At 56.2% G+C, this 24,232-nt stretch carries 22 protein-coding genes; 15 read left to right on the top strand and 7 right to left on the bottom strand.

The window, feature by feature from the left end; translation table 11 throughout:
* Positions 1-38: 38 nt before the first annotated feature.
* The 8 genes from AFK63_RS18795 (at position 39) to AFK63_RS18760 (ending at position 7,353) form a co-directional block, all read left to right on the top strand.
* Positions 39-581, top strand: a complete 543-nt coding sequence (locus AFK63_RS18795) for a fimbrial protein (RefSeq protein WP_038866521.1) — start codon at positions 39-41, stop codon at positions 579-581.
* 60 nt (positions 582-641) lie between these two features.
* Entirely contained in the window at positions 642-1,163 is a 522-nt protein-coding gene (locus AFK63_RS18790) for a fimbrial protein (protein ID WP_038866519.1), read from the top strand.
* Positions 1,164-1,222: 59 nt separating this feature from the next.
* Positions 1,223-1,762: a fimbrial protein gene (locus AFK63_RS18785; RefSeq protein ID WP_038866512.1), complete on the top strand. Its 540-nt coding sequence runs from the start codon at positions 1,223-1,225 to the stop codon at positions 1,760-1,762.
* Positions 1,763-1,814: 52 nt separating this feature from the next.
* The gene (locus AFK63_RS18780) at positions 1,815-2,390 is read left to right on the top strand and encodes a fimbrial protein (RefSeq protein ID WP_050568192.1); all 576 of its coding nucleotides are present in this window, start codon (positions 1,815-1,817) and stop codon (positions 2,388-2,390) included.
* A 63-nt stretch (positions 2,391-2,453) separates the two neighbouring features.
* Positions 2,454-2,981, top strand: coding sequence for a fimbrial protein (locus AFK63_RS18775; RefSeq protein ID WP_038866511.1), 528 nt, complete (start codon positions 2,454-2,456; stop codon positions 2,979-2,981).
* 301 nt (positions 2,982-3,282) lie between these two features.
* Entirely contained in the window at positions 3,283-3,831 is a 549-nt protein-coding gene (locus AFK63_RS18770) for a fimbrial protein (protein WP_038866509.1), read from the top strand.
* Between the two features lie 317 nt (positions 3,832-4,148).
* Positions 4,149-5,549 (top strand): xanthine/proton symporter XanP, encoded by a 1,401-nt coding sequence (xanP, locus tag AFK63_RS18765; protein ID WP_038866801.1) that lies wholly within the window; start codon positions 4,149-4,151, stop codon positions 5,547-5,549.
* A 121-nt stretch (positions 5,550-5,670) separates the two neighbouring features.
* Complete coding sequence (locus AFK63_RS18760) at positions 5,671-7,353, top strand: AsmA family protein (RefSeq protein ID WP_038866508.1); 1,683 nt, start codon at positions 5,671-5,673, stop codon at positions 7,351-7,353.
* Between the two features lie 90 nt (positions 7,354-7,443).
* Here AFK63_RS18760 and fabY read toward each other — a convergent pair whose 3' ends face one another.
* The 6 genes from fabY to AFK63_RS18730 form a co-directional block, all read right to left on the bottom strand.
* Positions 7,444-8,385, bottom strand: a complete 942-nt coding sequence (gene fabY / locus AFK63_RS18755; RefSeq protein WP_038866506.1) for a fatty acid biosynthesis protein FabY — start codon at positions 8,383-8,385, stop codon at positions 7,444-7,446.
* Positions 8,386-8,429: 44 nt separating this feature from the next.
* The gene (gene dtd, locus AFK63_RS18750) at positions 8,430-8,867 is read right to left on the bottom strand and encodes a D-aminoacyl-tRNA deacylase (protein WP_038866503.1); all 438 of its coding nucleotides are present in this window, start codon (positions 8,865-8,867) and stop codon (positions 8,430-8,432) included.
* Positions 8,864-9,733, bottom strand: coding sequence for a virulence factor BrkB family protein (locus tag AFK63_RS18745; protein WP_038866501.1), 870 nt, complete (start codon positions 9,731-9,733; stop codon positions 8,864-8,866). The genes dtd and AFK63_RS18745 overlap by 4 nt, the downstream gene beginning before the upstream one ends.
* Entirely contained in the window at positions 9,727-10,326 is a 600-nt protein-coding gene (gene yihX, locus AFK63_RS18740; protein ID WP_038866499.1) for a glucose-1-phosphatase, read from the bottom strand. Before yihX ends, AFK63_RS18745 begins: the two co-directional genes overlap by 7 nt.
* A 108-nt stretch (positions 10,327-10,434) precedes the next feature.
* Positions 10,435-11,241: a DeoR/GlpR family DNA-binding transcription regulator gene (locus AFK63_RS18735; protein WP_038866497.1), complete on the bottom strand. Its 807-nt coding sequence runs from the start codon at positions 11,239-11,241 to the stop codon at positions 10,435-10,437.
* A gap of 36 nt (positions 11,242-11,277) precedes the next feature.
* The gene (locus AFK63_RS18730) at positions 11,278-12,177 is read right to left on the bottom strand and encodes a sugar kinase (RefSeq protein WP_038866496.1); all 900 of its coding nucleotides are present in this window, start codon (positions 12,175-12,177) and stop codon (positions 11,278-11,280) included.
* Between the two features lie 212 nt (positions 12,178-12,389).
* Here AFK63_RS18730 and yihU point away from each other — a divergent pair, with 212 nt between their 5' ends.
* From yihU to AFK63_RS18700, 6 genes are read left to right on the top strand one after another with little or no spacing between them, the layout of a single operon-like run.
* Positions 12,390-13,289 carry a sulfolactaldehyde 3-reductase gene (gene yihU, locus AFK63_RS18725; protein ID WP_038866492.1) on the top strand — a complete coding sequence of 300 codons (900 nt, stop codon included), beginning with the start codon at positions 12,390-12,392 and terminating at the stop codon, positions 13,287-13,289.
* A 23-nt stretch (positions 13,290-13,312) separates the two neighbouring features.
* Positions 13,313-14,188, top strand: a complete 876-nt coding sequence (gene yihT / locus AFK63_RS18720) for a sulfofructosephosphate aldolase (RefSeq protein ID WP_038866490.1) — start codon at positions 13,313-13,315, stop codon at positions 14,186-14,188.
* Between the two features lie 14 nt (positions 14,189-14,202).
* The gene (yihS, locus tag AFK63_RS18715) at positions 14,203-15,447 is read left to right on the top strand and encodes a sulfoquinovose isomerase (RefSeq protein WP_038866487.1); all 1,245 of its coding nucleotides are present in this window, start codon (positions 14,203-14,205) and stop codon (positions 15,445-15,447) included.
* Between the two features lie 56 nt (positions 15,448-15,503).
* Positions 15,504-17,528 (top strand): alpha-glucosidase, encoded by a 2,025-nt coding sequence (locus AFK63_RS18710; RefSeq protein WP_038866485.1) that lies wholly within the window; start codon positions 15,504-15,506, stop codon positions 17,526-17,528.
* Positions 17,529-17,572: 44 nt separating this feature from the next.
* Positions 17,573-18,979 (top strand): MFS transporter, encoded by a 1,407-nt coding sequence (locus AFK63_RS18705; protein ID WP_038866482.1) that lies wholly within the window; start codon positions 17,573-17,575, stop codon positions 18,977-18,979.
* Between the two features lie 52 nt (positions 18,980-19,031).
* Complete coding sequence (locus AFK63_RS18700) at positions 19,032-20,468, top strand: MFS transporter (protein WP_050568190.1); 1,437 nt, start codon at positions 19,032-19,034, stop codon at positions 20,466-20,468.
* A gap of 77 nt (positions 20,469-20,545) precedes the next feature.
* Here AFK63_RS18700 and typA read toward each other — a convergent pair whose 3' ends face one another.
* The gene (gene typA / locus AFK63_RS18695; RefSeq protein ID WP_004387692.1) at positions 20,546-22,369 is read right to left on the bottom strand and encodes a ribosome-dependent GTPase TypA; all 1,824 of its coding nucleotides are present in this window, start codon (positions 22,367-22,369) and stop codon (positions 20,546-20,548) included.
* 378 nt (positions 22,370-22,747) lie between these two features.
* Between typA and glnA the strand changes: the two genes are divergently transcribed.
* On the top strand, positions 22,748-24,157 hold the full coding sequence (gene glnA, locus AFK63_RS18690) for a glutamate--ammonia ligase (protein WP_007682051.1): 1,410 nt from the start codon (positions 22,748-22,750) through the stop codon (positions 24,155-24,157).
* Positions 24,158-24,232: the final 75 nt, after the last annotated feature.

The raw sequence follows: 24,232 nt of genomic DNA, 5'->3' as shown, positions 1-24,232 counted from the left end.
CCTATTTCACATTCAAGGAAAATATAAGGATATTTATTATGAAAAAGACTATTTTAGGTTTAGCTATTTCCACACTGTTTATGGTTGGCGCAGCTCAGGCAACAATAAATCCAAATGATGTTTCTGCCACCCTGGCTGTTACTGGTAGCGTTACCGCAACCGAGTCTACGTGCTCTGTAACCCTGTCGGATGCAACAGTAAACCTGACCGAAGATATTTCTACAATGGTTGAAGCTGGGCAAAAACCTAACACGCTGAAAGGCGTTAATTTAAGTGTCAGCGGTGATAATAGCTGCACTGATATGCTGGCTCAAGGCAAGCTGGGTTATAAATTCATCGGTACCCCTGACAACGTCGATGGCTCTACCCTTGCAAACAGTGCCAGCCAGGAAACAGCTGCAAAAGGTGTTGGTATCGGGATTTACAACATGTCTGGCGAAGCGATGAGTATTAATGAAGATACTGTAACTGCAACCACTTCGGCTTACACACTTCAACTGGGTCTGGTGAAGCTGGCAGGCCAGGAACCAACCGTAGGCGCCGTTCAGGGCTCTCTGACCGTTCAGATCGAACGTCTGTAAGCATAACTCAAGCCTTCATGGTTTCATGGAGGCTTTTTGCTTTACATAAGGATAGTGAAAATGAAAAAAGCATTAATGGCATTGGTGCTCTCTTCTTTATTCGCCACTGGCGCTGCCTGTGCTGAAGATAATTCAGCCTCGCTGCAGATTAGTGGCGCCGTTATGAACGGTAATTCTGACTGCTATATTTATGTTGAATCCTCTGTCTCTCTGACCGGTCAAACTGACCAGCTTATTACGCAAGGGACCAACGCTACCGCACCCAAAAATTTACCTATATCTATCGGTAATGTGGGCGGCTTTTGCCCGGCGCCAGAAAAACTTTCTATCCAATTGCATGCCGTTGCGGATGATGCTGATGGTACGGTAATCGCTAATAATGATGTAAGCGAAAATGGCGCCAAAGGCGTTGGTATCGGTGTGTTTGATAAAAATAAAACACCGCTGAATATCAATGGCGGCGTGATCCCTGTTAACGGGGCGGTCGGTGAAATTAATCTCCAACTGGTTAAATTAAATGGGCAAACTCCGACTGAAGGAGGCGTCCATGGCACCCTGACCCTCGATCTTGTGCGTCTGTAAGTCGGTGTGCTCCAAGATTAATTTACTTTTATCCAATTTATATTTAAAGGGATATTAAAATGAAAAAAACGATACTTGGTTTATTACTCTCTTCTTGTTTCGTTGTCAGCGCAACGCACGCCGAAGATCGCTCCGCTGTGGTAGATATTAGCGGTGTGTTAAGCGCGCCAAGCGAAGGGGATTGTACAGTTCTTCCTTCAACAACCTCCATCGCGCTTGACGATTCAATCGATAAACTCCCGTTACAGGGTAGCAGTGCAGCTCATCTCAAAAGCACTTTTACCGTGACGGTTGGCGGTGATCTGACTTGCATCGATAAAATTGAATCGGGTCGGGTCGGGATTAAATTCACGGGCGCGGTTGATAATGCCAATGGAACAGTGCTTGCCAATATGGCTACCAGCGAAGGCGCTGCGAAAGGTGTAGGGGTTGGTCTCTATAACCCTGACGGCAGTCCGCTCAATATTACTACTTACCGTCCAATTATAAATCCTACTACGCCAATTGGTCTGGGCTTACAAATAGTGCAGCTTGATGGCCAGACGCCGGAAGCAGGCAGTATTCAAAGTGCCATGACAATTGAGGTCGTGCGCCTCTGAAATAAAAACCGACTAAGTAAGCTTATCAGTTTTTTTGCATGAGAAAATTATTATGAAAAAAATGGCATTAAGCCTCGCTCTGGGTGCTACGCTTATTGCCGGTTCAATCCCGGCAGAAGCGCAGGACGACGGGCACGATATGGTTATCTATGGCCGGTTGCAAACCGCTGCAAGCGGCTGCACCGTATTAATGAGTAAATATGTACTCACGCTTCATCATGATGATGAAGGCTTACCTGTTCAGGGGAGCGATATTAACCCTTTCAATGCAGACGACCATGTTTATGTACAATTGGGTGGAAAAAACTGCGATGCCGATGAAGGCTATAAAAATATTGGCCTGAAATTCCTTGGGACTGCGGATAGCATTGAAGGAAACACTCTGGCGAATACGGATACAAGCAGTACTGCCGCACAGGGCGTTGGTATTCAACTCACCGATATGAAACATAATCTTATTACACCCAATGTGACGGTTGCAACTTTCCCGAGTGCAGATGAGAACGGAGAGGCAACCAATTTATCGGCTTCTTTCCCACTCTACCTTTCACTGGTGAACCTGAAAGGCCAGGAAGCTACGCCTGGTAATATTCAGACCAACCTGACGGTGCAGATCGAACGCCTTTAAAGCACGGTTTGGATTACTCAGTTAATCCAGGATCTCTATCGCTTATTAATAAGGATATAATAAATGAAAAAAGTATTATCAGGTCTGATAAGCGCGACGTTGCTTATGGCCAGCGCAGCACAGGCTACAGATATGGCCGCGAATATCGCAATTTCAGGCACGCTGAGACCGGCTGAGTTTTCCTGCAGCGTGGCGCTGAGCGAAAGCTCTGTTTCTATTCTGGAAAACTCAGATACGCTGATTAAGCAGGGTGATAATGCCACTTCTCCCCTTATTGTTCATGCCAGCGTTTATGGCGGAGCCGAATGCGACAAACTGGTGGAAGAAGGTAAAATTGCCTATAAATTCACCGGCGCTGCCGATGATGCTGATGGCACTGTGCTCACAAACTCTCTTAATGATGAAACGGCGGCAAAAGGCGTCGGGATCGGCATTTTTAACGAGCAGAATGAGCTTGTACCAGTAAATACAGGTCGAATTTCTGCGCAAGGAGGAGGCACCTTTGGCCTGCAAATGGTGCAGTTAAAAAATCAAGAGGCGGTTGCGGGTAATATTAACAGTACAGTTACGGTACAAATTGAAAGACTGTAAACACACTATGCCTGTCTCTGACAGGCATTTTTTTACTGAGGATAGCCGGGCAAACAGGTTATTAACCCCAGCCGAAACTATAGTTTTTTACAACAAGCTTTGTTATCGGTGCGTAATAAAAAACCACCTTATCTGTTAGCTATAACCAGGCCACCAACTGATTTGTATTCCCATTAATAAAACGCGCAATCTCTTTTTATAGAATTGAACTGAGAAACAGGCAATTAACAAGGAGGTGGCTGGCATAACTAAGCAGAGTGGCATTTGTTATATTTTTTCATCCATTTTTAAGGTGAGTAAAATGAAAAACAAACTTGTCGGTTTCGCGTTAATATCGTTTATTACTCTAAGTACGGCACATGCTGAAGATTCGAGTGCTGTCCTTTCTGTATCAGGGACAGTGACCTCAAGCACGACAGCGTGTCAGGTCACATTGAATAAAAGCAGCGTCAATCTTACTTCTGATATCAGTAATATGATTAAACAAGGGGATAAATCCACCTCTGTTACCCTACTTTCAATGTCGATTCAGGGTGTAGATAATAACTCCACCTGCGCCCAAAACCTTTGGGATGGCAAAGTGGCGGTCAGGTTCATTGGCACACACGATAATGCTGACGGCACTACATTTGCTAATACCACCACCGGCGAAGACGCCGCCCGTGGCGTCGGTATCGGTTTCTTTGAAACTAACAACACGCCTATTGATATTAATCAGCCCTATTTGCTGGGTGACAGATCTAACGTTGCTGTGAAATATTTAGGGTTACAGCTCGTTAAACTAAATGGTCAGACGGCGACACAAGGCAAAGTAACAGGTGATGTAACTTTCCAGATTGAACGGCTTTAATCAGCGCGGTACGCCCATCATTAAGGTGGGCGTTTTTGATGTTATGCATTTATGCAAACCATAAAGGTAGTCATAAACCGCAGGCTCAGCGTTGCGAAAAGCCATTTCACCAGACACCCCCCCAGGCTTTAACCATTTTACCCCATCCCCCAGTCATAACCCCTGCTATGAATGGATCATGCCAGTAGCCAGCCAGGTTTACGTCAGATAAAACCCTTTTTAATGTTTTTAATGATAGTGGCCTTAACTATGCAATCGTTTGCTTTTACCAGGCAGTCCGATAAAATGTCCGCTTTGCCACCGTGGGAATGCCGTTAATGTCCGTTAATACTCTGGAATCTGAGAAAGCGCAATCGGTTGCGCCCGCTCACAACAGTGAACTAATTTATCGTCTGGAAGACAGACCGCCATTGCCGCAAACGCTGTTCGCCGCCTGCCAGCATCTGCTGGCGATGTTCGTGGCGGTCATCACACCCGCGCTGTTGATTTGCCAGGCCCTCGGCTTACCGGCACAGGACACGCAGCATATTATCAGCATGTCGCTCTTCGCCTCCGGCGTGGCATCGATTATTCAGATTAAAGCCTGGGGGCCGGTGGGCTCCGGGCTGCTGTCCATTCAGGGCACCAGCTTTAACTTCGTCGCCCCGCTGATTATGGGCGGCACCGCTCTGAAAACCGGCGGAGCCGACGTACCGACGATGATGGCTGCGTTATTCGGCACACTCATGCTGGCAAGCTGCACTGAAATGGTCATCTCCCGTGTCCTGCATCTGGCGCGCCGTATTATTACACCGCTGGTGTCCGGCGTAGTGGTGATGATCATTGGTCTGTCGCTGATCCAGGTCGGCCTGACGTCCATCGGTGGCGGCTATGCGGCGATGAGCGATCACACCTTCGGCGCACCGAAAAACCTGCTGCTGGCAGGCGCGGTGCTGGCGGTAATCATTTTGCTCAATCGTCAGCGCAACCCGTACCTGCGCGTCGCATCTCTGGTGATAGCCATGGCCGTGGGCTATTTGCTGGCGTGGGGCATGGATATGCTGCCTGCGAACAGCACGCCCGCCAACAATGCGCTGATTATGGTGCCAACGCCGCTCTACTATGGCCTCGGCATCGACTGGAGTCTCCTGGTGCCGCTGATGCTGGTCTTTATGATCACCTCGCTGGAAACTATCGGTGATATCACGGCCACCTCTGACGTGTCCGAACAGCCTGTCTCCGGCCCGCTGTATATGAAACGCCTCAAGGGCGGCGTACTGGCGAACGGCCTGAACTCATTTGTCTCCGCCGTGTTTAACACCTTCCCGAACTCCTGTTTCGGGCAGAACAACGGCGTCATCCAGCTCACCGGCGTTGCCAGCCGCTATGTCGGTTTTGTGGTGGCGCTGATGCTGATTGTGCTGGGCCTGTTCCCAGCGGTCAGCGGTTTTGTGCAGCATATTCCGGAGCCGGTGCTGGGCGGTGCGACCATCGTGATGTTCGGCACCATCGCCGCGTCCGGCGTGCGTATCGTCTCCCGCGAGCCGTTAAACCGCCGGGCTATCATGATTATCGCGCTGTCGCTGGCGGTCGGTCTTGGCGTCTCGCAGCAGCCCCTGATCCTGCAATTTGCCCCGGACTGGGTGAAAAACCTGCTCTCCTCCGGTATCGCCGCGGGCGGCATCACCGCCATTGTGCTGAATCTGATTTTCCCGCCGGAAAAACAGACCGACGCCTGATCCCTTGCCGATGGCGGCGCCCCGCTGCCATCGCAGACACCTTCGTTGACAATCCCCGCCTTGAGCAATTCGCCTGAATAGTGCATAAATCCATCATCGGAAGTTCACAGGATGGAAGACAATGAAATTTCTCGGAAAGCTCATCATTGCGCTGATCGTTGCCGTTCTGCTGATTCTGCTCGCGCTGTACGCGCTGTTGCAAACGCGCTGGGGCGCGGGCTGGCTCACCGGCTGGGTGAACCAGCACAGCGGCTATCACATCACCTTTGATGAAATGGACCACAGCTTTTCCGCGCCTTCGCATCTGGTGCTGAAAAACGTCACGTTCGGGCGCAGCGGGCAGCCCGCCACGCTGGTGGCGCAAAAGGTGGATATCGGCCTGAGCAGCCGTCAGGTCACCGAGCCAATGCATGTCGATACCATTTTGCTCTATAAGGGCACGCTGAATTTATCGCCGTCCACCGCACCGCTACCCTTTCGCGCCGACCGCCTCCAGCTAAGCGATATGGCGTTTAACAGCCCGAAAACGGGCTGGGATCTCAGCGCGCAGCGCGTGAATGGCGGTATCAGTCCGTGGCTGCCTGAAGCCGGGAAAATTCTTGGCAGCAAAGCGGACATCGCACTGAGCGCAGGCTCGCTGACGCTCAACGGCATGCCCGCCAGCAATGTGCTGGTGCAGGGCGAAATCAATAATAATGAAGTGGCTATCACCAATCTCGGTGCCGATATCGCTCGCGGCGCGCTCACCGGCAACGCCCGACGTCTGGCCAACGGCGGCTGGATAGTGGATACCCTGCGCTTGAGCGAAATCCGCCTGCAAACCGATAAATCGGTCAGCGATTTTTTAAAACCGCTGACAACGCTGCCCTCGCTGGCGCTGGGACGTGTCGATATCACCGACGCGCGGCTCGAAGGGCCCGGTTGGGCAGCGACCGATCTGGATATCAGCCTGCGTAACCTGACGCTTGCCAACGGCAGCTGGCAGAGCGACGACGGGCGGGTGTCGATGAACGCCAGCGAAGTGGTTTATGGCTCGCTGCATTTTCTCGATCCTATCGTTAACGCCGATCTGTCAGCGCAGGGCGTGGCGCTGCGTCAGTTCAGCTCGCGCTGGGAGGGCGGCATGGTGAGAACGTCCGGCAACTGGCTGCGTGCAGGCAACGCGCTGACGCTTGACGAGCTGGCGCTGGCCGGGCTGGAATACACGCTGCCCGCCGACTGGAAAAAACGCTGGCAGGAGAAATTACCCGCGTGGCTACAGACCGTGACGGTGAAAAAGCTCTCTGGCAGCCGCAACCTGATTATCGATATCGATCCGCAGTGGCCCTTTCAGCTCACCGCGCTGGACGCATGGGGCAATAATCTGCAACTGGCGCGTAACGGTGAATGGGGGATCTGGGGCGGCAACGCCACGCTGAACGCCGCCGCCGCGACGTTTAACCGCGTTGACGTGCGCCGTCCGTCACTGACGCTGAATGCGAACCCGTCCACTATTGCGATTGGCGAGCTGAGCGCCTTTGCAGGCCAGGGGATGTTGCAGGCCACCGCGACGATCTCTCAGTTGCCGCAGCGTATGACGACGCTCAGTCTGAATGGCCGCGCAGTGCCGGTAAACGTTTTGCATCAATGGGGATGGCCGCAGCTATCGCTGGAGGGTGACGGTAATATCCAGCTTACCGCAAGCGGCAGCCTGGCCGCAGATGCGCCGCTGCGCCCGAGCGTCAACGGCCAGCTCCAGGCGACAGGCGCCAACGGGCAGCAGGTGCAGCAAACGATGCAAAACGGCGTCGTGCCGGGGACGTAATGCCGTGGTAAAACGGGCAGGTGCGCTTCATGACCTGCCCGACTAAACATACCTCAACGCAATCGCAGAGTGGGACAATCCGCGCGCCCCCTATTCCTCCTCGTTACCGCCCTCTTCCAGCGGCCCGAAGGGTTTGGCGGGCAATACGATGTAAATACCTTCAAACACCGCGCCGGGAGTATCGTCGCCCGACAGCTCTACCTGCAACTGCACGCGCGCTTTACGGCCCCGCGCGAGACGATCCAGATCGCCGCTCAACGAACCTAAATCGGCCACGGCGCCCGGCTTGCCGGTGATCGGTCGGCTATAGCGAATATGCGCGTCGGCCAGAATAATGGTGCCGCCGAGGTGGCGCTCACGCAGCATCAGCCAGATAAGCCCCCAGCCGGTCAGCGTCGCCAGCGAAAACAGGCTGCCGGCAAACAGCGTATGGTGCGGGTTCTGGTTGCCGGTCTCCGGCATCGTAGTGATAAATTTCTGTCCGGTATATTGCAGGATACGCACGCCCATCTTCTCGCTGAGCGGAATATGCTGATACCACGCCTGTTGCAGCTGGGCGCACCAGTCGGCGCGATGCAGGATGTCATCCAGCGAGGCTATCGGTTTAATCATCAGGAAGTGACGCAGCGGGGTGGTTTGCGGCGTGGTGATCTCGCCCTCGTTCACAAAACCCAGTTTCGCGAAAAACTCCACCGCGTCCTCGCGCGCGCTACAGACCACGCGTTTCACCCCCTCCTGCCGCGCGACCGACTCCAGCGTCATTGCCACCAGCGTGCCGAGGCCTTTTTCCTGCACCGCCGGGTCGACCGCCATAAAGCGAATCGATCCTTCGTTATCGGCGTTGATATAGAGGCGTCCGATGGCGACCGGATTACCCTCTTCATCCACCACCATCTGATGATGGGCCATCGCATCGTAAGCGTCGCGCTCGGAGCCTTTCGGCTGATGCAGCGGCTTACGCAGCATCTCCCAGCGGAACTGGTAGTAACGCTCAAGTTCTTCTTCTGTTTCGGGTACACGAAGGTGATACATAGCGGTACTCTCTCTTGTTGTCCGCGGCCATGCGGGCATCTGGTTCATATCTGCAACCAGAAGGTCACGGGGCCGTCATTAGTCAGCGAGACCTGCATATCAGCGGCGAAACGCCCGGTTTCGGTCGTGATGCCCGTCGCCCGGCAGCGGCTGACGAAATGCTCGTAAAGGGCTTCTGCCTGCTCAGGCGGCGCGCCGCGCGAAAAGCTCGGGCGCAGCCCTTTTTCCGTATCCGCAGGCAGCGTAAATTGCGACACCACCAGCACGCTGCCGCCCGCCTGCTGCACGTTCAGGTTCATTTTGCCCTGCTCATCGCTGAAGATGCGATAACCCAGCACGCGCTCGCACAGTCGGTTCGCTTTCTGCTCGTCGTCTTCTTTTTCGACACCCAACAGTACTAAAAGTCCCGGCCCGATTTCACCCGTCACTTCTTCCCCTACGCGCACGCTGGCGTGGGTCACACGTTGAATTAATGCAATCATACTGGTTCAGCTTCTTCTCTGGCGGCTTGTCGTAATTTGCGGTAATCCCCGAGAGTGACAGTAATTTCTGCCCCAAGCAAGACTATGCACCAGGTCCAGTAGACCCAGACAAAGAGGATAGGGATCACCGCCAGCACGCCATAAATCAGCTGATAAGAAGGGAACATGGTGATGTAAAGCGCGAACCCTTTTTTTCCGAGTTCAAACAGCAGCGCCGCCACCAGCGAACCTGCCAGCGCGTCACGGCCCGGCACGCGTGTCGTGGGCACCACGCTGTAAAGCAGCCAGAACGACAGCCACGACAGCAGCAGCGGAAAAATACGTAGTACTTCGTCGATCATCGTCGTAAAGCCGCTCGCCCAGCGCAGCGACAGCAGATAGGAGCTTATCACCAGACTCGCGCCCGCCAGCAACGGACCGAGGGTCAAAATCATCCAGTAAACGGCGAAAGAATAGACCTTCGGGCGTTTGCGCGTGCTGCGCCAGATGGTATTAAGCGCGCTGTCGATGGCGTACATCAGCAGCAGCGAGGTGACAATCAACCCAAGCGCGCCGACGGCCGTCATCTTGCTGGAGTTAGCAACAAACTGCTCGATATAGCGCTGAATAATATCACCCGTGGCGGGCATAAAATTGGCAAACACAAAATGGCGCAACTGAAGGCTGACGTCAGAAAACATCGGAAACGCGGCGAACAGCGCAAAGATCACCGCCACAAACGGCACAAGCGACAGCAGCGACACATACGCCAGGTTACCGGCGAGCGTCGTCATATTGTCTTCGTCGATCCGGCTCCACAGCAACTTAAGCCAGGCGATCAGCGGCCCGGTACGGCGGGCCGCTTTTTGATGAACGGATTTTAACATGCAGACTTCGCGAAATAGTTCGGTACGGTTTTACGGTCAGTCACCAAAATACTGGTAATGCCCGCTTTACGCGCGCCATCGATGTTCGCCTCGTTATCATCGAAAAACACGGCGTCGCGGGCGCTAAAGCCTTCCTGCTCCAGCACTTTCTGGAAGATTTCCGGCTCCGGCTTACGCATGCCCATCTCCTGGGAGAGATAAATCGTGTCGGCGGCGGCGCGCACTTCCGGATACTGTTCCGGCCAGTACGTGGTATGCAGCCGGTTAGTGTTGGAGAGCACCACCACGCGATGCCCCTGCTCGCGCAGTTGCTGCATGATGGTTATGACTTCCGGGCGCAGCCCGACGAATACCGCCTGCCAGCCGGTGGAGAACTGTTCGAAGCTTAACGGTAAGGCCATCTCATCGCATAACGCCTTCGCGAAATCCTCGTCGCTCAGCTCGCCGCGCTCGTGCTGATAAAAAGGTTCGCCCATGGAGAAACTTTGCCGCAGGTTCGCCAGCGGCACGCGGCTGAAATCACTCCAGACGCCCAGCACACGGTTAAAGTCGATATCTACAATGACATTACCTAAATCAAAGATATACAGCATGACTCTCTCTCCTTTTGGGCCATGGAAAGTTAACTGTAGCGAGAAAGGAGAACTTTGACTATGTGCGAACGCGCGGCTTTTGCATCGCACGCGCGTTGCGGTGAGCAATCAACGGTCGGTTTCGTCGTCGCTGTGCGGTAACTCCGCCTGCACCAGCTCGACCTGGTGCGCTTTTAAAACCCCGTTCAGCGAGGCGCCAGGTTGTTTATCGGTAAACAGCGCCGTGGCCTGCGACAGGTTGCCAATACTGACCGCCGCCGAGGCGTGATACTTCGTATGATCGGCCGCCAGTAAGATATGGCGCGAATGGGCCATCATGGCTTTCACCACGCTCGCCTCATTCACGTCAAATTCCAGCAGCTCGCCGTCGCTCTCAATAGCGCCCACGCTGGTTATCAGATAATCCGCACGAAACCCTTCGACAAACGATGCCGCGACGGGGCCGATGATGCCGCCATTGTGCGGGCGCAGCGTGCCGCCGGGCACCATCACTTCGAAGCGGCTGTTTTTATAGAGAATATGCGCCACGCGCAGGCTGTTGGTAATAATACGCAGATGGTTATGGTTCAGCAGCGCGCGTGCAATCTGCTCCACCGTGGTGCCGATGGTGATAAACAGCGTCGAGCCGTCCGGCACGTAATCGGCGATCGCCTGAGCGATCGCGATTTTCTCGTCGGTCATGGAGATTTCGCGCTGCTCAAAGGCGGTATTCACCACGCTGGAGGCGCGTCCCGCGCCGCCGTGATGCCGGGTAATGAGGCCCTGATCGCTTAGCTTGCGAATATCGCGCCGCACCGTCTGGGTGGAAACCTCCAGCAACTGCGCCAGTTCGTCGATATTCATATACCCCCGCTCGGCGATAAGCCCGATCAACTGATCGTGGCGCGGGTTGCCCGTCACTCCGGTAAGGCTCATGAACGATCCCCTTAAAATCATTGCTCGCCCGGCATTTTATACAAAAAGTGACAGAAAAGAGCGGGTTTGATCACAGTCAGGGATGCCAGCGCGCCCGCCGGGGCGAGTGCATTTCAGCGCGGCGGCAGCGCTCGCAAAACGCACCGCCTCCTGCGGTGACGCGCGCTGCGCGAGCATGACCGCCAGCGCGCCGTGAAACACATCGCCCGCGCCGGTGGTATCCATCACCTCAACCGTAAATCCCGGCTGGTGGCGCAGCGTTGCGTTTTCTTCCAGCCACAGGCAACCCTCTTTACCGAGCGTGACGTAAACCTGCCCATTTGTGAGCGTTTTTGTCATTTTCAGCCCATCTTCAGGGCCGACGCCGGGCGCGAGACGCGCAAGGCCCGGCGCGGAAAATGCCGCGTGATCGCTTAAGGCCACCAGAGGACGGATATCCTGCGGCGTGACATCGGCGTCCAGCAGCGTCATTACGCCTGCGCGGCGCGCCTGCGTTAACGCGCGCAGCGCGCCGTCGTGCCAGCGTACATCCGCCAGAACGGCATCGTACTGGCTGAAATCGATAGCCCCCAGCCAGGCGGCGTCATCAGGTAAATCAGGGCTCGGATAGTTCACAATCACCCGCTCGCCTGCGGCATCCACCAGAATCGCCGACTGCGACGAACGCGCGCCCGCCACCTGACGCACCTGCGCGGTGTTTACGCCAAAGGATGCCAGCTCCGCCAGCAGTTGCCCGCCCGTCGCGTCATCCCCTACACGGCCAATAAAGTCCACCTGCGCGCCGAGGCGCGCTGCCGCTACGGCCGCCGTCGCCGCCGGACCGCCCCCCACTTCTCGGTAGTGCTGCGCCACATATTTGCCGCCCTCGTGCGGCAGGGCGTCCAGCGTATAAATGCGATCCTGTACGGCGATACCCACACACGCGATGCGAACCATAGCGTCCTCTCTGTTAGCGCTTAAGGCGGGCCGACGCCCGCCGCTGTTCCTGCCATTCACCATAGCGGCATTTTAATTTTCCCGGATCTTAAAAAAGTGATAGCTGTCAATTTTTTGACTTTAAATTACAAATACGCTCATAAACAGACAGAAATAATCCATGATATATGACAAAACTGACACACCCGAATTTACTCTCACAGGAGCATGTTATGGCGACGATTGCGTTTATCGGACTGGGGCAAATGGGCGCGCCGATGGCGGCGAACCTGCTGCGTCACGGCCACCGATTGCAGGTTTGCGATGTGAATCAATCAGCGGTGGAGACGCTGACCGCCCAGGGCGCGGTGGCATGCGCCACACCCGCAGCCGCTACCGAAAAGGCGGAATTTGTCATCACCATGCTCCCAAACGGCGATCTGGTGCGTGATGTGCTCCTGGGCGAACAAGGCGTCTGCAAGACGCTTGCCCGCGACGCGCTGGTAATAGACATGTCCACTATCCACCCGTTGCAAACCGACAGGCTGATTCACGATCTCGCCGCCCGCGGCTTCAGCATGATGGACGTACCGGTGGGCCGCACGTCGGATCACGCGAAATCCGGCACGCTGTTATTACTGGCAGGCGGTACGCCGGAGCAAGTAACACGCGCCGAACCGGTGCTGATGGCTATGGGCTCGGAGCTTATCCGTGCAGGCGGGCCGGGTATGGGCATTCGCGTCAAACTTATCAACAACTACATGAGCATTGCGCTCAACGCCCTCTCTGCGGAAGCCGCCGTGCTGTGTGAGGCGCTGGGCCTCTCCTTCGACGTGGCCCTTCAGGTAATGAGCGGCACACCCGCCGGCAAAGGCCATTTCACTACGTCCTGGCCGAACAAAGTGCTTAAAGGCGATCTGTCGCCCACCTTCATGATTGACCTTGCCCATAAAGATTTAGGCATCGCGCTGGACGTGGCGAATCAACTCCACGTGCCGATGCCGCTGGGCGCCGCGTCGCGCGAAGTCTACAACCAGGCGCGCGCCTGCGGACGCGGGCGTCAGGACTGGTCCGCCATTTTAGAACAGGTGCGCGTCAGCGCCGGGCTGACGCCCCGCCAGGCCACGCTTTGATATCTCCCTTTAAGGAAACCACGATGGAAAATGACACCCTGAAAGACATTGCCCGCCCGTCCGGCGGCTTCGCCATGCTGGCGGTGGATCAACGCGAAGCGATGCGGCTGATGTTCGCGGCCGCAGGCGCCGCCTCGCCGGTGGCGGATTCGGTACTCACCGATTTTAAGATCAACGCGGCGCGCATACTTTCGCCTTACGCCTCCGCCATTCTGGTAGACCGACAGTTTTGCTACCCGCAGGTGGTGGAGCAGAACGCCATCGCCGACAGTTGCGCGATGATCGTCGCCGCCGACCACTTTATCCCGGGCAACGGTATTCCCGTCGACAGCGTGACCCTTGATGAGAGCATCGACGCGCAGGCAGTGCGCCAGCATGGCGGTAAAGCGCTAAAACTGCTGGTGCTCTGGCGCAGCGATGAAGATCCCGGGCAACGTCTCGCGATGGTGAAAGCTTTTAATGAGAAATGTCACGCCCAGGGGCTGCTGAGCATTATCGAGCCGGTGGTACGCCCGCCACGCCGCGGCGATAAATTCGACCGCGAGCAGGCGATTGTCGAAGCGGCCAAAGAATTAGGCGACAGCGGGGCCGATCTTTATAAAGTCGAAATGCCGCTTGGCGGTCGCGGCGATGCGCAGGCGTTGCTCGGCGCGTCGCAGAAGCTAAACGACCAGATCAATATGCCGTGGGTGATCCTCTCCTCCGGCGTGGATGAAAAACTCTTTCCGCGCGCCGTGCGGATAGCGATGAGCGCGGGCGCCAGCGGTTTTCTTGCCGGACGCGCCGTCTGGTCGTCAGTCGTCGGCCTGCCGGATAGCGAAATGATGCTGCGCGACATCGCCCTGCCGAAACTGCGCCGTTTAGGCGAAGTGGTTGATGAAATGATGGCTCGCCGCTGACAGGAGAAGAAATCATGAAATGGTTTAACACGCTGAGCCATCATCGCTGGCTGGAACAGGAAACCGACCGTATTTTCGCGTTTGGCCGTAACGCCGCCGTACCCACCGGGTTCGGCTGGCTCTGTAATAACGGTCAGGTGAAAGAAGAGATGGGCACGCATCTGTGGATAACCGCCCGCATGCTGCATGTCTATTCCGTCGCCGCCCTGATGGGCCGCCCCGGCGCATACGCGCTGGTGGAGCACGGCATCAACGCCTTGAACGGGCCGCTTCGCGACAAACAGCACGGCGGCTGGTACGCCTGCGTTAACGATAACGGCGTGATGGACGCCACCAAGCAGGGCTATCAGCATTTTTTCGTGCTGCTCGGCGCGGCCAGCGCCGTCACTACCGGTCACCCTGCCGCCCGCGCGCTGCTTGATGACGCCATCGCCGTGATTGAGAAATATTTCTGGAGCGAAGAAGAGCGGATGTGCCTGGAGTCGTGGGACGAAGCCTTCACCGAAACGGAAAACTACCGCGGCGGCAACGCCAATATGCACGCCGTCGAGGCGTTCCTGATTGTCTATGACGTGACGCAGGATCGTAAATGGCTGGAACGCGCGCAACGCATCGCCTCGGTCATCATTCACGACGTCGCCCGCAAAGGCGACTACCGCGTCAACGAGCATTTCGATACCCGCTGGAACCCGATTCGCGATTACAACAAGGAGAACCCGGCTCACCGGTTCCGCGCCTATGGCGGCACGCCGGGCCACTGGATCGAATGGGCGCGTCTGATGCTGCATCTGCGCGCCGCGCTGGAAGCGCGCGGCGAGGCGGCGCCGGAATGGCTGCTGGAAGATGCCAAAGGGTTGTTCCACGCCACTATTCGCGACGCCTGGGCGCCGGACGGCGCGGATGGATTTGTTTATTCCGTGGACTGGGACGGCACGCCTATCGTTCGCGAACGCGTGCGCTGGCCGATTGTAGAAGCGATGGGCACCGCGTACGCGCTCTACAGCGTGACTCACGAGGCGCAGTACGAAGCCTGGTATCAGACATGGTGGGACTATTGCATGAAGTACCTGATGGATTACGAAAACGGCTCATGGTGGCAGGAGCTCGATGAGAACAATCAGGTCACCACCAAAGTCTGGGATGGCAAACAGGATATCTACCATCTGCTGCACTGCCTGGTTATTCCTCGCCTGCCGCTCGCGCCGGGCTTAGCGCCTGCGGTCGCCGCCGGGCTGCTGGATGTCAACGCCCGCCAGTAAGGTTTAGCCGGAAAAGCGAAGCGCCATCCGGCAAACAACATTAAGGACTGACTTTTATGCGTACCCTACAAAATATAACGCTGATAACAACAGAACATGGCTTTTCACTGACGTACCAGGACCGCCAAATCTTACGCCACTCTCCTGACGCGCCCTGCCTGTGGGCGGGCGCGGGTGAAGCGGATATCGAGATGTTTCGCGGCAACTTCAGCATTAAAGACAAGCTGAACGAGAAAATTGCCCTTACCGGGGCAGAAATAAGTGAATCCACCGACGGCTGGCGCGTGCATTTCAGCCGCGGCGATACCGTGCGCGCCACTCTGCATATCGGTGCGGATGACAGCGGCCGCCTGACGCTCCGTTTGCAAAACGACGATAGTCGCCATAACCGCCTTTGGTTGCGACTGGCGGCGAAGCCGGAGGATCATATTTATGGCTGCGGCGAGCAGTTTTCTTATTTCGATCTGCGCGGCAAACCGTTTCCGCTGTGGACCAGCGAACAGGGTGTGGGCCGCAACAAGCAGAGCCACGTTACCTGGCTTGCCGACTGCAAAGAAAACGCGGGCGGCGATTATTACTGGACCTTCTTTCCGCAGCCAACTTTTGTCAGTACCCAGAAGTACTACTGCCACGTCGATAACAGCGGCTATATGAATTTCGATTTCAGCGCGCCGGATTATCACGAACTGGCGTTCTGGGAAGATAACGCGACAATCCGCTTCGAATGCGCGCCATCTTATATCGAACTGCTGGAAAAACTGACCGCGCTGCTGGGTCGACAGCCGGAACTGCCGGACTGGATCTACGATGGCGTGACGCTCGGTATTCAGGGCGGCACTGAGGTGTGCCAGCAGAAGCTTGATGTGATGCGCCGCGGCGGGGTCAAAGTCAACGGCATCTGGGCGCAGGACTGGTCCGGCATTCGCATGACCTCGTTCGGCAAGCGCGTGATGTGGAACTGGAAATGGAATCAGGAACTCTACCCGCAACTGGATACGCGCATTCAGCAGTGGAAACGCGAAGGCGTGCAGTTTCTCTCCTACATCAACCCGTACGTCGCCAGCGACAGAGATCTCTGCGAAGAGGCGGCAGCGCGTGGCTATCTCACCAAAGATGCGCAGGGCCAGGATTATCACGTCGAGTTCGGCGAGTTTTACGCGGGCGTGGTCGACCTGACCAACCCGGAGGCGTACGCCTGGTATAAAGACGTCATTAAAAAACAGCTGATCGAGCTGGGTTGCGGCGGCTGGATGGCGGATTTCGGCGAATATTTGCCAACCGACACACACCTGCATAACGGCGTCAGCGCTGAGATTATGCATAACGCCTGGCCCGCGCTGTGGGCAAAGTGTAACTACGAAGCGCTGCAGGAGACGGGCAAACTCGGCGAGGTACTGTTCTTTATGCGCGCCGGTTATACCGGCAGCCAGAAATATTCGACGATGATGTGGGCGGGCGATCAGAACGTCGACTGGAGCCTCGACGACGGGCTTGCCTCCGTGGTGCCGGCGGCGCTGTCGCTGGCGATGTCCGGTCATGGCCTGCACCACAGCGACATCGGCGGCTATACCACGCTGTTTGATATGAAGCGCAGCAAAGAACTGCTGCTGCGCTGGTGCGATTTCAGCGCCTTCACGCCGATGATGCGCACCCATGAGGGCAACCGTCCGGGCGATAACTGGCAATTCGACGGTGATGCCGAAACGATTGCGCATTTTGCCCGAATGACGACCATCTTCACCACGCTCAAGCCATACATCAGGCAGGCGGTGGCGCAGAACGCCAGCAGCGGCCTGCCGGTGATGCGTCCGCTATTTCTGCATTACGAACACGAGCCGCGGGCTTACAGCCTTAAATACCAGTATCTGTTTGGCCGCGATCTGCTGGTGGCGCCCGTTTATGAAGAGGGACGACACGACTGGACGCTCTGGCTGCCGGAAGACAGCTGGATCAACGCGTGGACCGGGGAGGCGTGCGGCGGCGGTGACGTAACCGTGGATGCGCCGCTCGGCAAGCCGCCGGTGTTCTACCGCGCACAAAGCGAATGGGCGTCGCTGTTCGCCACGCTGCGTCACATCTGATGAGGCTCGCCCGCAGGGCCTCTGCGGGCGCAAGGAGAACCGTGATGAGTCACACCACAACCGCGCCGGGCGGCGATCCGGCGACCCTGCGTTTGCCGTTTAAAGAGAAAGTCGCGTATGGCATGGGCGACCTGGGCTCGAATATTCTGCTGGATATCGGCACGCTGTATCTTCTGAAGTTTTACACCGATGTGCTGGGGCTGCCGGGCACTTATGGCGGTATTATCTTTCTGATCGCCAAGTTTTTTACTGCCTTTACCGATATGGGCACCGGCGTGATGCTTGACTCCCGCCGCCGTATCGGGCCGAAGGGAAAATTCCGGCCGTTTGTGCTGTACGCCGCCTTCCCGGTGACGCTGCTGGCTATCGCGAATTTTGTCGGCACGCCGTTTGAGATGACCGGCAAAGCAGTCATGGCGACGGTGCTGTTTATGCTCTACGGGCTGTTTTTCAGCATGATGAACTGCTCGTACGGCGCGATGGTGCCCGCCATTACCAAAAACCCGAACGAGCGCGCGTCGCTTGCCGCATGGCGCCAGGGCGGCGCGACGCTCGGGCTGCTGCTCTGCACCGTGGGTTTTGTACCCGTGATGAACCTCATTGAGGGCAACCCGCAGCTCAGTTATGTTTTCGCCGCCACGCTGTTCTCGCTGTTCGGCCTGCTGTTTATGTGGTGGTGCTATGCGGGTACGCGCGAGCGGTATGTCGAAACCGGCGCTGCCAGCCCGGCGCAAAAGCCGGGGCTGTTGCAGTCGTTTCGCGCCATCGCTGGCAACCGCCCGCTGTTTGTACTGTGCATCGCTAATCTCTGCACGCTCGGCGCATTTAACATCAAGCTCGCCATTCAGGTCTATTACACCCAGTACGTACTCAACGATCCGATTCTGCTGTCGTATATGGGCTTTTTCAGCATGGGCTGCATTTTTATCGGCGTGCTCCTGATGCCGGGCGCGGTGCGCCGTTTCGGCAAGAAAAAGGTCTATCTCGGCGGTCTGCTTCTCTGGGCGGTGGGCGATGTGCTCAACTACGCCTTCGGCAGCGGATCGGTGAGCTTTGTGGCGTTTTCCTGCCTGGCGTTTTTCGGCTCCGCATTTGTGAATAGCCTGAACTGGGCGCTGGTCTCCGACACGGTGGAATATGGCGAGTGGCGCACCGGCGTACGCTCGGAAGGCACGGTCTACACCGGCTTTACGTTCTTTCGCAAAGTCTCCCAGGCGCTGGCCGGGTTTTTCCCTGGCCTGATGCTGACGCAGATTGGCTATGTCCCGAACGTGGCGCAGTCCGTTACGACGATTGAGGGCCTGCGCGAGCTGATTTTTATCTGGCCGTGCGTGCTGGCGGTAATAACGATTATCGCGATGGGCTGCTTCTACAACCTTAACGAGAAGATGTACGTGCGGATTGTGGATGAACTGGAAAACCGTAAGCGGGCGTTTTCGCCTGGCGCGTAACCCTGACGGCGCTCGCGTCGTTCGGCGCGGGCCTGTGCTTTGAGGATCGGCTATGACGGCATTCACGAATCAGGACCCGCTGACGCTCCGCCTGAGCCTGCGGGAAAAATTGTCTTACGGCATGGGCGATTTCGGCTCCAACCTGATGCTGTGTATCGGGACGCTGTATCTTCTGAAGTTTTATACCGATGAACTGCATCTGCCCGCCTTTTACGGCGGCGTGATTTTCCTGGTGGCGAAGTTTTTCACGGCGCTGACCGATATGCTGACCGGCGTGCTGGTGGACTCACGACGCGCGCCCGGCCCGCGCGGCAAATTCCGGCCCTTTATTCTGTTCGCCTCGTTTCCGGTGGCGCTGGTGGCGACGGCGCAATTTGTCGCCAACGATCTGCCGCTGACCATGAAAACCGCGCTCGCTACGGTGCTGTTTATGCTCTTCGGCCTGTTTTACAGCCTGATGAACTGCGCTTATGGCGCGATGGTGCCCGCCATCACTAAAAACCCGCAGGAGCGCGCGCATCTCGCCGCCTGGCGGCAGGGCGGCGCGACGCTTGGACTGCTGCTCTGCACGGTCGGCTTTATGCCAATCCAGTCGCTGTTTACGGCGCGTCCGGCGACGGGCTACCTGGTCGCGGCGCTGCTTTTCGCCGGCGTCGGGCTTATCAGCATGGGGTGCTGTTACCGCGGCGTGCGCGAGCGTTATGTAGAAGTGGTGCCCGCCGGGCATAAGCCGGGCATGCTGAAATCCTTTTGCGCGATTTTCCAGAACCCGCCGCTGCTGGTGCTGTGTATCGCCAATCTCTGTACGCTGGCGGCGTTTAATATCAAGCTCGCCATCCAGGTCTATTACACGCAATACGTGCTCAACGATGTGCATCTGCTGTCGTGGATGGGATTGTTCAGCATGGGCTGCATTCTGGTCGGCGTCTTTTTGGTGCCGGGCGCGGTGAAACGCTTTGGTAAGAAACGGGTCTATCTCGGCGGGCTCGCGCTCTGGGCCGCTGGCGATATTTTTAACTACCTGTGGGGCGCGACGTCGCTGAGCTTCGTACTGTTTTCGTGCATGGCGTTTTTTGGCACCGCGTTTGTGAACAGTCTGAACTGGGCGCTGGTGCCGGATACGGTGGATTACGGCGAGTGGAAAACCGGCATCCGCGCCGAAGGCTCGGTCTACACCGGTTATACGTTTTCGCGCAAGATTTCCGCGGCGCTGGCAGGGTTCCTGCCCGGCATTATGCTGACGCAAATCGGTTACGTGCCAAACGCGCTGCAAACCGCCGCGACGCTCGACGGGCTACGCCAGCTGATTTTCCTCTGGCCGTGCGGGCTGGCCATTATCGCCGCCCTGATTATGGGCCTGTTTTATAAGCTCAATGAAGCCCGCTTTGCGGTCATCATTGATGAGATAGCGAAGCGGAAAACAACGCCGCGCTACACGCCTGAAGCTGACCGTAAACCACCAGCGTCGGTAGCCCGCGCGCAACCATAAAAAAAGCCGCTGAAATTCAGCGGCTTTTTAGTCACGCAGGCGGCGTTAACGCCGGCCCGGTTTACGGATGCACCGTATTAGTCTTCTTTCGCACCGCGCATTGCGCGTTTACGATCGTTTTCCGTCAGGTGACGCTTACGGATACGTACAGACAGCGGAGTCACTTCGACCAGTTCGTCATCATCGATGAACTCGAGCGCCTGCTCCAGGGTCATCTTGATAGGCGGAACCAGAACCGTCGCTTCGTCCGTACCGGACGCACGCATGTTGGTCAGTTTCTTACCGGTCAGACAGTTAACCGTCAGGTCGTTAGAACGGCTGTGAATACCGATGATCTGGCCTTCATACACTTCCGCACCGTGACCCAGGAACAGCTTACCGCGATCCTGCAGACCGAACAGCGCGAACGCGACCGCTTTACCCTGACCGTTAGAGATCAGTACGCCATTGTTACGCTGGCCTACTTCGCCCGGACGAATATCGTCGTAGTGGCTGAAGGTGGAGTACAGCAGACCGGTACCGGAGGTCATGGTCATGAACTCAGAACGGAAGCCAATCAGGCCACGGCTTGGGATCACGTAGTCGAGACGTACGCGGCCTTTGCCGTCCGGATTCATGTTTTTCAGGTCGCCTTTACGCTCACCCAGCGCCTGCATCACAGAACCCTGGTGCTGTTCTTCGACGTCCAGCGTGACGTTTTCGAACGGCTCTTGTTTACGACCGTCGATTTCGCGGAAGATAACTTTCGGACGGGAAACCGCCAGTTCGAAACCTTCACGACGCATATTCTCGATAAGCACAGACAGGTGCAGTTCACCACGGCCAGAAACGCGGAACGCATCAGCGTCTTCGGTCTCTTCAACGCGCAGCGCAACGTTATGCACCAGCTCTTTGTTCAGACGGTCAAGGATCTGACGAGAGGTAACGTATTTACCTTCTTTACCGCAGAACGGCGACGTGTTGACGTTGAAGTACATAGAAACGGTCGGTTCGTCAACGGACAGCGCCGGCAGCGCTTCGACGTTCTGCGGGTCGCAGATGGTGTCGGAGATGTTCAGCTCGCCAAGACCGGTGATCGCGATGATATCGCCAGCTTCAGCCAGATCGGTATCGATACGCTCCAGGCCCAGGTGGCCCAGTACTTTACCGACTTTACCGTTACGGGTTTTGCCTTCGCTATCAATGATAGTGACCTGCTGGTTCGGCTTCACTTTACCGCGTTTGATGCGGCCGATGCCGATGACGCCAACGTAGTTGTTGTAGTCGAGCTGGGAGATCTGCATCTGCAGCGGGCCGTCGAGATCGACGTCCGGTGCCGGTACATGGTCAACAATCGCCTGGTACAGCGGGGTCATGTCTTCCGCCATGTCAGAGTGATCCAGACCTGCGATACCGTTCAGCGCGGAGGCGTAAACGATAGGGAAGTCCAGCTGCTCGTCAGTCGCGTCGAGGTTGACGAACAGGTCGAACACCTGATCCACAACCCAGTCAGGACGCGCGCCCGGACGGTCAACCTTGTTGATAACCACGATAGGTTTCAGGCCATGGGCAAATGCTTTCTTGGTCACGAAGCGCGTCTGCGGCATCGGGCCGTCAAAAGCATCAACCACCAGCAGCACGGAATCAACCATGGACATGACACGTTCAACTTCACCACCGAAGTCAGCGTGCCCAGGGGTATCAACGATGTTGATACGGTAATCATTCCATTTGATCGCGGTGTTTTTAGCGAGGATGGTAATCCCACGCTCTTTCTCCAAATCGTTGGAGTCCATCACGCGCTCTTGAGTTTCAGCACGTTCGTCGAACGTACCGGATTGCTGCAGCAGCTTGTCAACCAGGGTCGTTTTACCATGGTCAACGTGCGCAATGATGGCGATGTTACGCAATTTTTCGATCACAACTTTGCCTCAGGCATTAGAAATAGCGCGTTATTGTACACGTATTAATCGAAGGACTAAACAGGATCACAATCATCTGACGCAAACAAGTGTTGTCGCCAGGCTTTGTGATCCTTTTCACGCAGCGGTAAAAGGGCTATTAAACGTAAATTGCACCAACACAGTGCTTGTTTTTTACACACAGGCACTATATTGGTGCAATCTCTCCATCGTGGTGCAGCCCTTTTGCACTATGACGCGCATCATAGCGCCTTTTTGGGGGAATTTGAAAGTTGGCACAGATTTCGCTTTAAAGATTTCAGGGCGGCGACGCCAATTTTAATAAGTACTGAAGACCTCGTTACCACGACGACAATGACAAATCCGGGAGAGTTAAGTATGTCCGCTGAACACGTTCTGACGATGCTGAATGAACATGAAGTGAAGTTTGTGGATCTGCGCTTCACTGACACTAAAGGTAAAGAACAGCACGTCACCATCCCAGCCCACCAGGTGAACGCCGACTTCTTCGAAGAAGGTAAAATGTTCGATGGTTCCTCCATCGGTGGCTGGAAAGGCATCAATGAATCTGACATGGTGCTGATGCCGGACGCCTCCACCGCTGTCATTGACCCGTTCTACGAAGAACCGACCCTGATTATTCGTTGCGATATCCTCGAGCCGGGCACCATGCAGGGCTACGATCGCGACCCGCGTTCCATCGCCAAACGTGCGGAAGAGTACCTGCGCTCCACCGGCATCGCCGACACCGTACTGTTCGGGCCAGAGCCTGAATTCTTCCTGTTTGACGATATCCGTTTCGGCAGCTCCATCTCCGGCTCTCATGTCGCTATCGACGACATCGAAGGCGCATGGAACTCCTCCACCAAATACGAAGGCGGCAACAAAGGCCACCGTCCGGGCGTGAAAGGCGGTTACTTCCCGGTTCCGCCGGTCGACTCCTCGCAGGATATCCGTTCCGTAATGTGCCTGACGATGGAAGAGATGGGCCTGGTGGTTGAAGCTCACCACCACGAAGTGGCCACCGCCGGTCAGAACGAAGTGGCAACCCGCTTCAACACCATGACCAAAAAAGCGGACGAAATTCAGATCTACAAATATGTCGTGCATAACGTCGCGCACCGCTTCGGCAAAACCGCGACCTTTATGCCGAAACCGATGTTCGGCGATAACGGCTCCGGCATGCACTGCCATATGTCCCTGTCCAAGAACGGCACCAACCTGTTCTCTGGCGACAAATACGCAGGTCTGTCTGAGCAGGCGCTGTACTACATCGGCGGCGTTATCAAGCACGCGAAAGCCATCAACGCCCTGTCCAACCCGACCACCAACTCTTACAAGCGTCTGGTCCCGGGCTACGAAGCGCCAGTAATGCTGGCTTACTCCGCGCGTAACCGCTCCGCGTCCATCCGTATTCCGGTTGTCGCCTCTCCGAAAGCGCGTCGTATCGAAGTACGCTTCCCGGACCCGGCGGCTAACCCGTACCTGTGCTTCGCCGCTCTGTTGATGGCGGGTCTTGACGGTATCAAGAATAAGATCCACCCGGGCGAAGCGATGGACAAAAACCTGTATGACCTGCCGCCGGAAGAAGCGAAAGAGATCCCGCAGGTTGCCGGCTCTCTGGAAGAAGCCCTGCAGGCGCTGGATCAGGACCGCGAGTTCCTGACCGCAGGCGGCGTGTTCACCGACGACGCGATCGATGCTTACATCGCGCTGCGTATCGAAGAGAACGACCGTGTTCGCATGACGCCGCACCCGGTAGAGTTCGAACTGTACTACAGCGTTTAATGCTTTTTTGAAGTTGATAGCCAACGGATTTCAGGTTGTCGCCACTGCGTGAAATCCGTCACTGTTTTTTTGTTG

This window comes from Cronobacter muytjensii ATCC 51329 (genome assembly GCF_001277195.1).
In the GTDB taxonomy this organism is placed as follows: domain Bacteria; phylum Pseudomonadota; class Gammaproteobacteria; order Enterobacterales; family Enterobacteriaceae; genus Cronobacter; species Cronobacter muytjensii.
This window is presented reverse-complemented; position numbering and strand designations above follow the sequence as displayed.

Excerpts from the sequence above, each read along its gene's own strand:
- AFK63_RS18795 (WP_038866521.1), top strand. The coding sequence starts at position 39 with ATGAAAAAGACTATTTTAGGTTTAGCTATTTCCACACTGTTTATGGTT.
- AFK63_RS18790 (WP_038866519.1), top strand. The coding sequence starts at position 642 with ATGAAAAAAGCATTAATGGCATTGGTGCTCTCTTCTTTATTCGCCACT.
- AFK63_RS18785 (WP_038866512.1), top strand. The coding sequence starts at position 1,223 with ATGAAAAAAACGATACTTGGTTTATTACTCTCTTCTTGTTTCGTTGTC.
- AFK63_RS18780 (WP_050568192.1), top strand. The coding sequence starts at position 1,815 with ATGAAAAAAATGGCATTAAGCCTCGCTCTGGGTGCTACGCTTATTGCC.
- AFK63_RS18775 (WP_038866511.1), top strand. The coding sequence starts at position 2,454 with ATGAAAAAAGTATTATCAGGTCTGATAAGCGCGACGTTGCTTATGGCC.
- AFK63_RS18770 (WP_038866509.1), top strand. The coding sequence starts at position 3,283 with ATGAAAAACAAACTTGTCGGTTTCGCGTTAATATCGTTTATTACTCTA.
- xanP (WP_038866801.1), top strand. The coding sequence starts at position 4,149 with ATGTCCGTTAATACTCTGGAATCTGAGAAAGCGCAATCGGTTGCGCCC.
- AFK63_RS18760 (WP_038866508.1), top strand. The coding sequence starts at position 5,671 with ATGAAATTTCTCGGAAAGCTCATCATTGCGCTGATCGTTGCCGTTCTG.
- fabY (WP_038866506.1), bottom strand. The coding sequence starts at position 8,385 with ATGTATCACCTTCGTGTACCCGAAACAGAAGAAGAACTTGAGCGTTAC.
- dtd (WP_038866503.1), bottom strand. The coding sequence starts at position 8,867 with ATGATTGCATTAATTCAACGTGTGACCCACGCCAGCGTGCGCGTAGGG.
- AFK63_RS18745 (WP_038866501.1), bottom strand. The coding sequence starts at position 9,733 with ATGTTAAAATCCGTTCATCAAAAAGCGGCCCGCCGTACCGGGCCGCTG.
- yihX (WP_038866499.1), bottom strand. The coding sequence starts at position 10,326 with ATGCTGTATATCTTTGATTTAGGTAATGTCATTGTAGATATCGACTTT.
- AFK63_RS18735 (WP_038866497.1), bottom strand. The coding sequence starts at position 11,241 with ATGAGCCTTACCGGAGTGACGGGCAACCCGCGCCACGATCAGTTGATC.
- AFK63_RS18730 (WP_038866496.1), bottom strand. The coding sequence starts at position 12,177 with ATGGTTCGCATCGCGTGTGTGGGTATCGCCGTACAGGATCGCATTTAT.
- yihU (WP_038866492.1), top strand. The coding sequence starts at position 12,390 with ATGGCGACGATTGCGTTTATCGGACTGGGGCAAATGGGCGCGCCGATG.
- yihT (WP_038866490.1), top strand. The coding sequence starts at position 13,313 with ATGGAAAATGACACCCTGAAAGACATTGCCCGCCCGTCCGGCGGCTTC.
- yihS (WP_038866487.1), top strand. The coding sequence starts at position 14,203 with ATGAAATGGTTTAACACGCTGAGCCATCATCGCTGGCTGGAACAGGAA.
- AFK63_RS18710 (WP_038866485.1), top strand. The coding sequence starts at position 15,504 with ATGCGTACCCTACAAAATATAACGCTGATAACAACAGAACATGGCTTT.
- AFK63_RS18705 (WP_038866482.1), top strand. The coding sequence starts at position 17,573 with ATGAGTCACACCACAACCGCGCCGGGCGGCGATCCGGCGACCCTGCGT.
- AFK63_RS18700 (WP_050568190.1), top strand. The coding sequence starts at position 19,032 with ATGACGGCATTCACGAATCAGGACCCGCTGACGCTCCGCCTGAGCCTG.
- glnA (WP_007682051.1), top strand. The coding sequence starts at position 22,748 with ATGTCCGCTGAACACGTTCTGACGATGCTGAATGAACATGAAGTGAAG.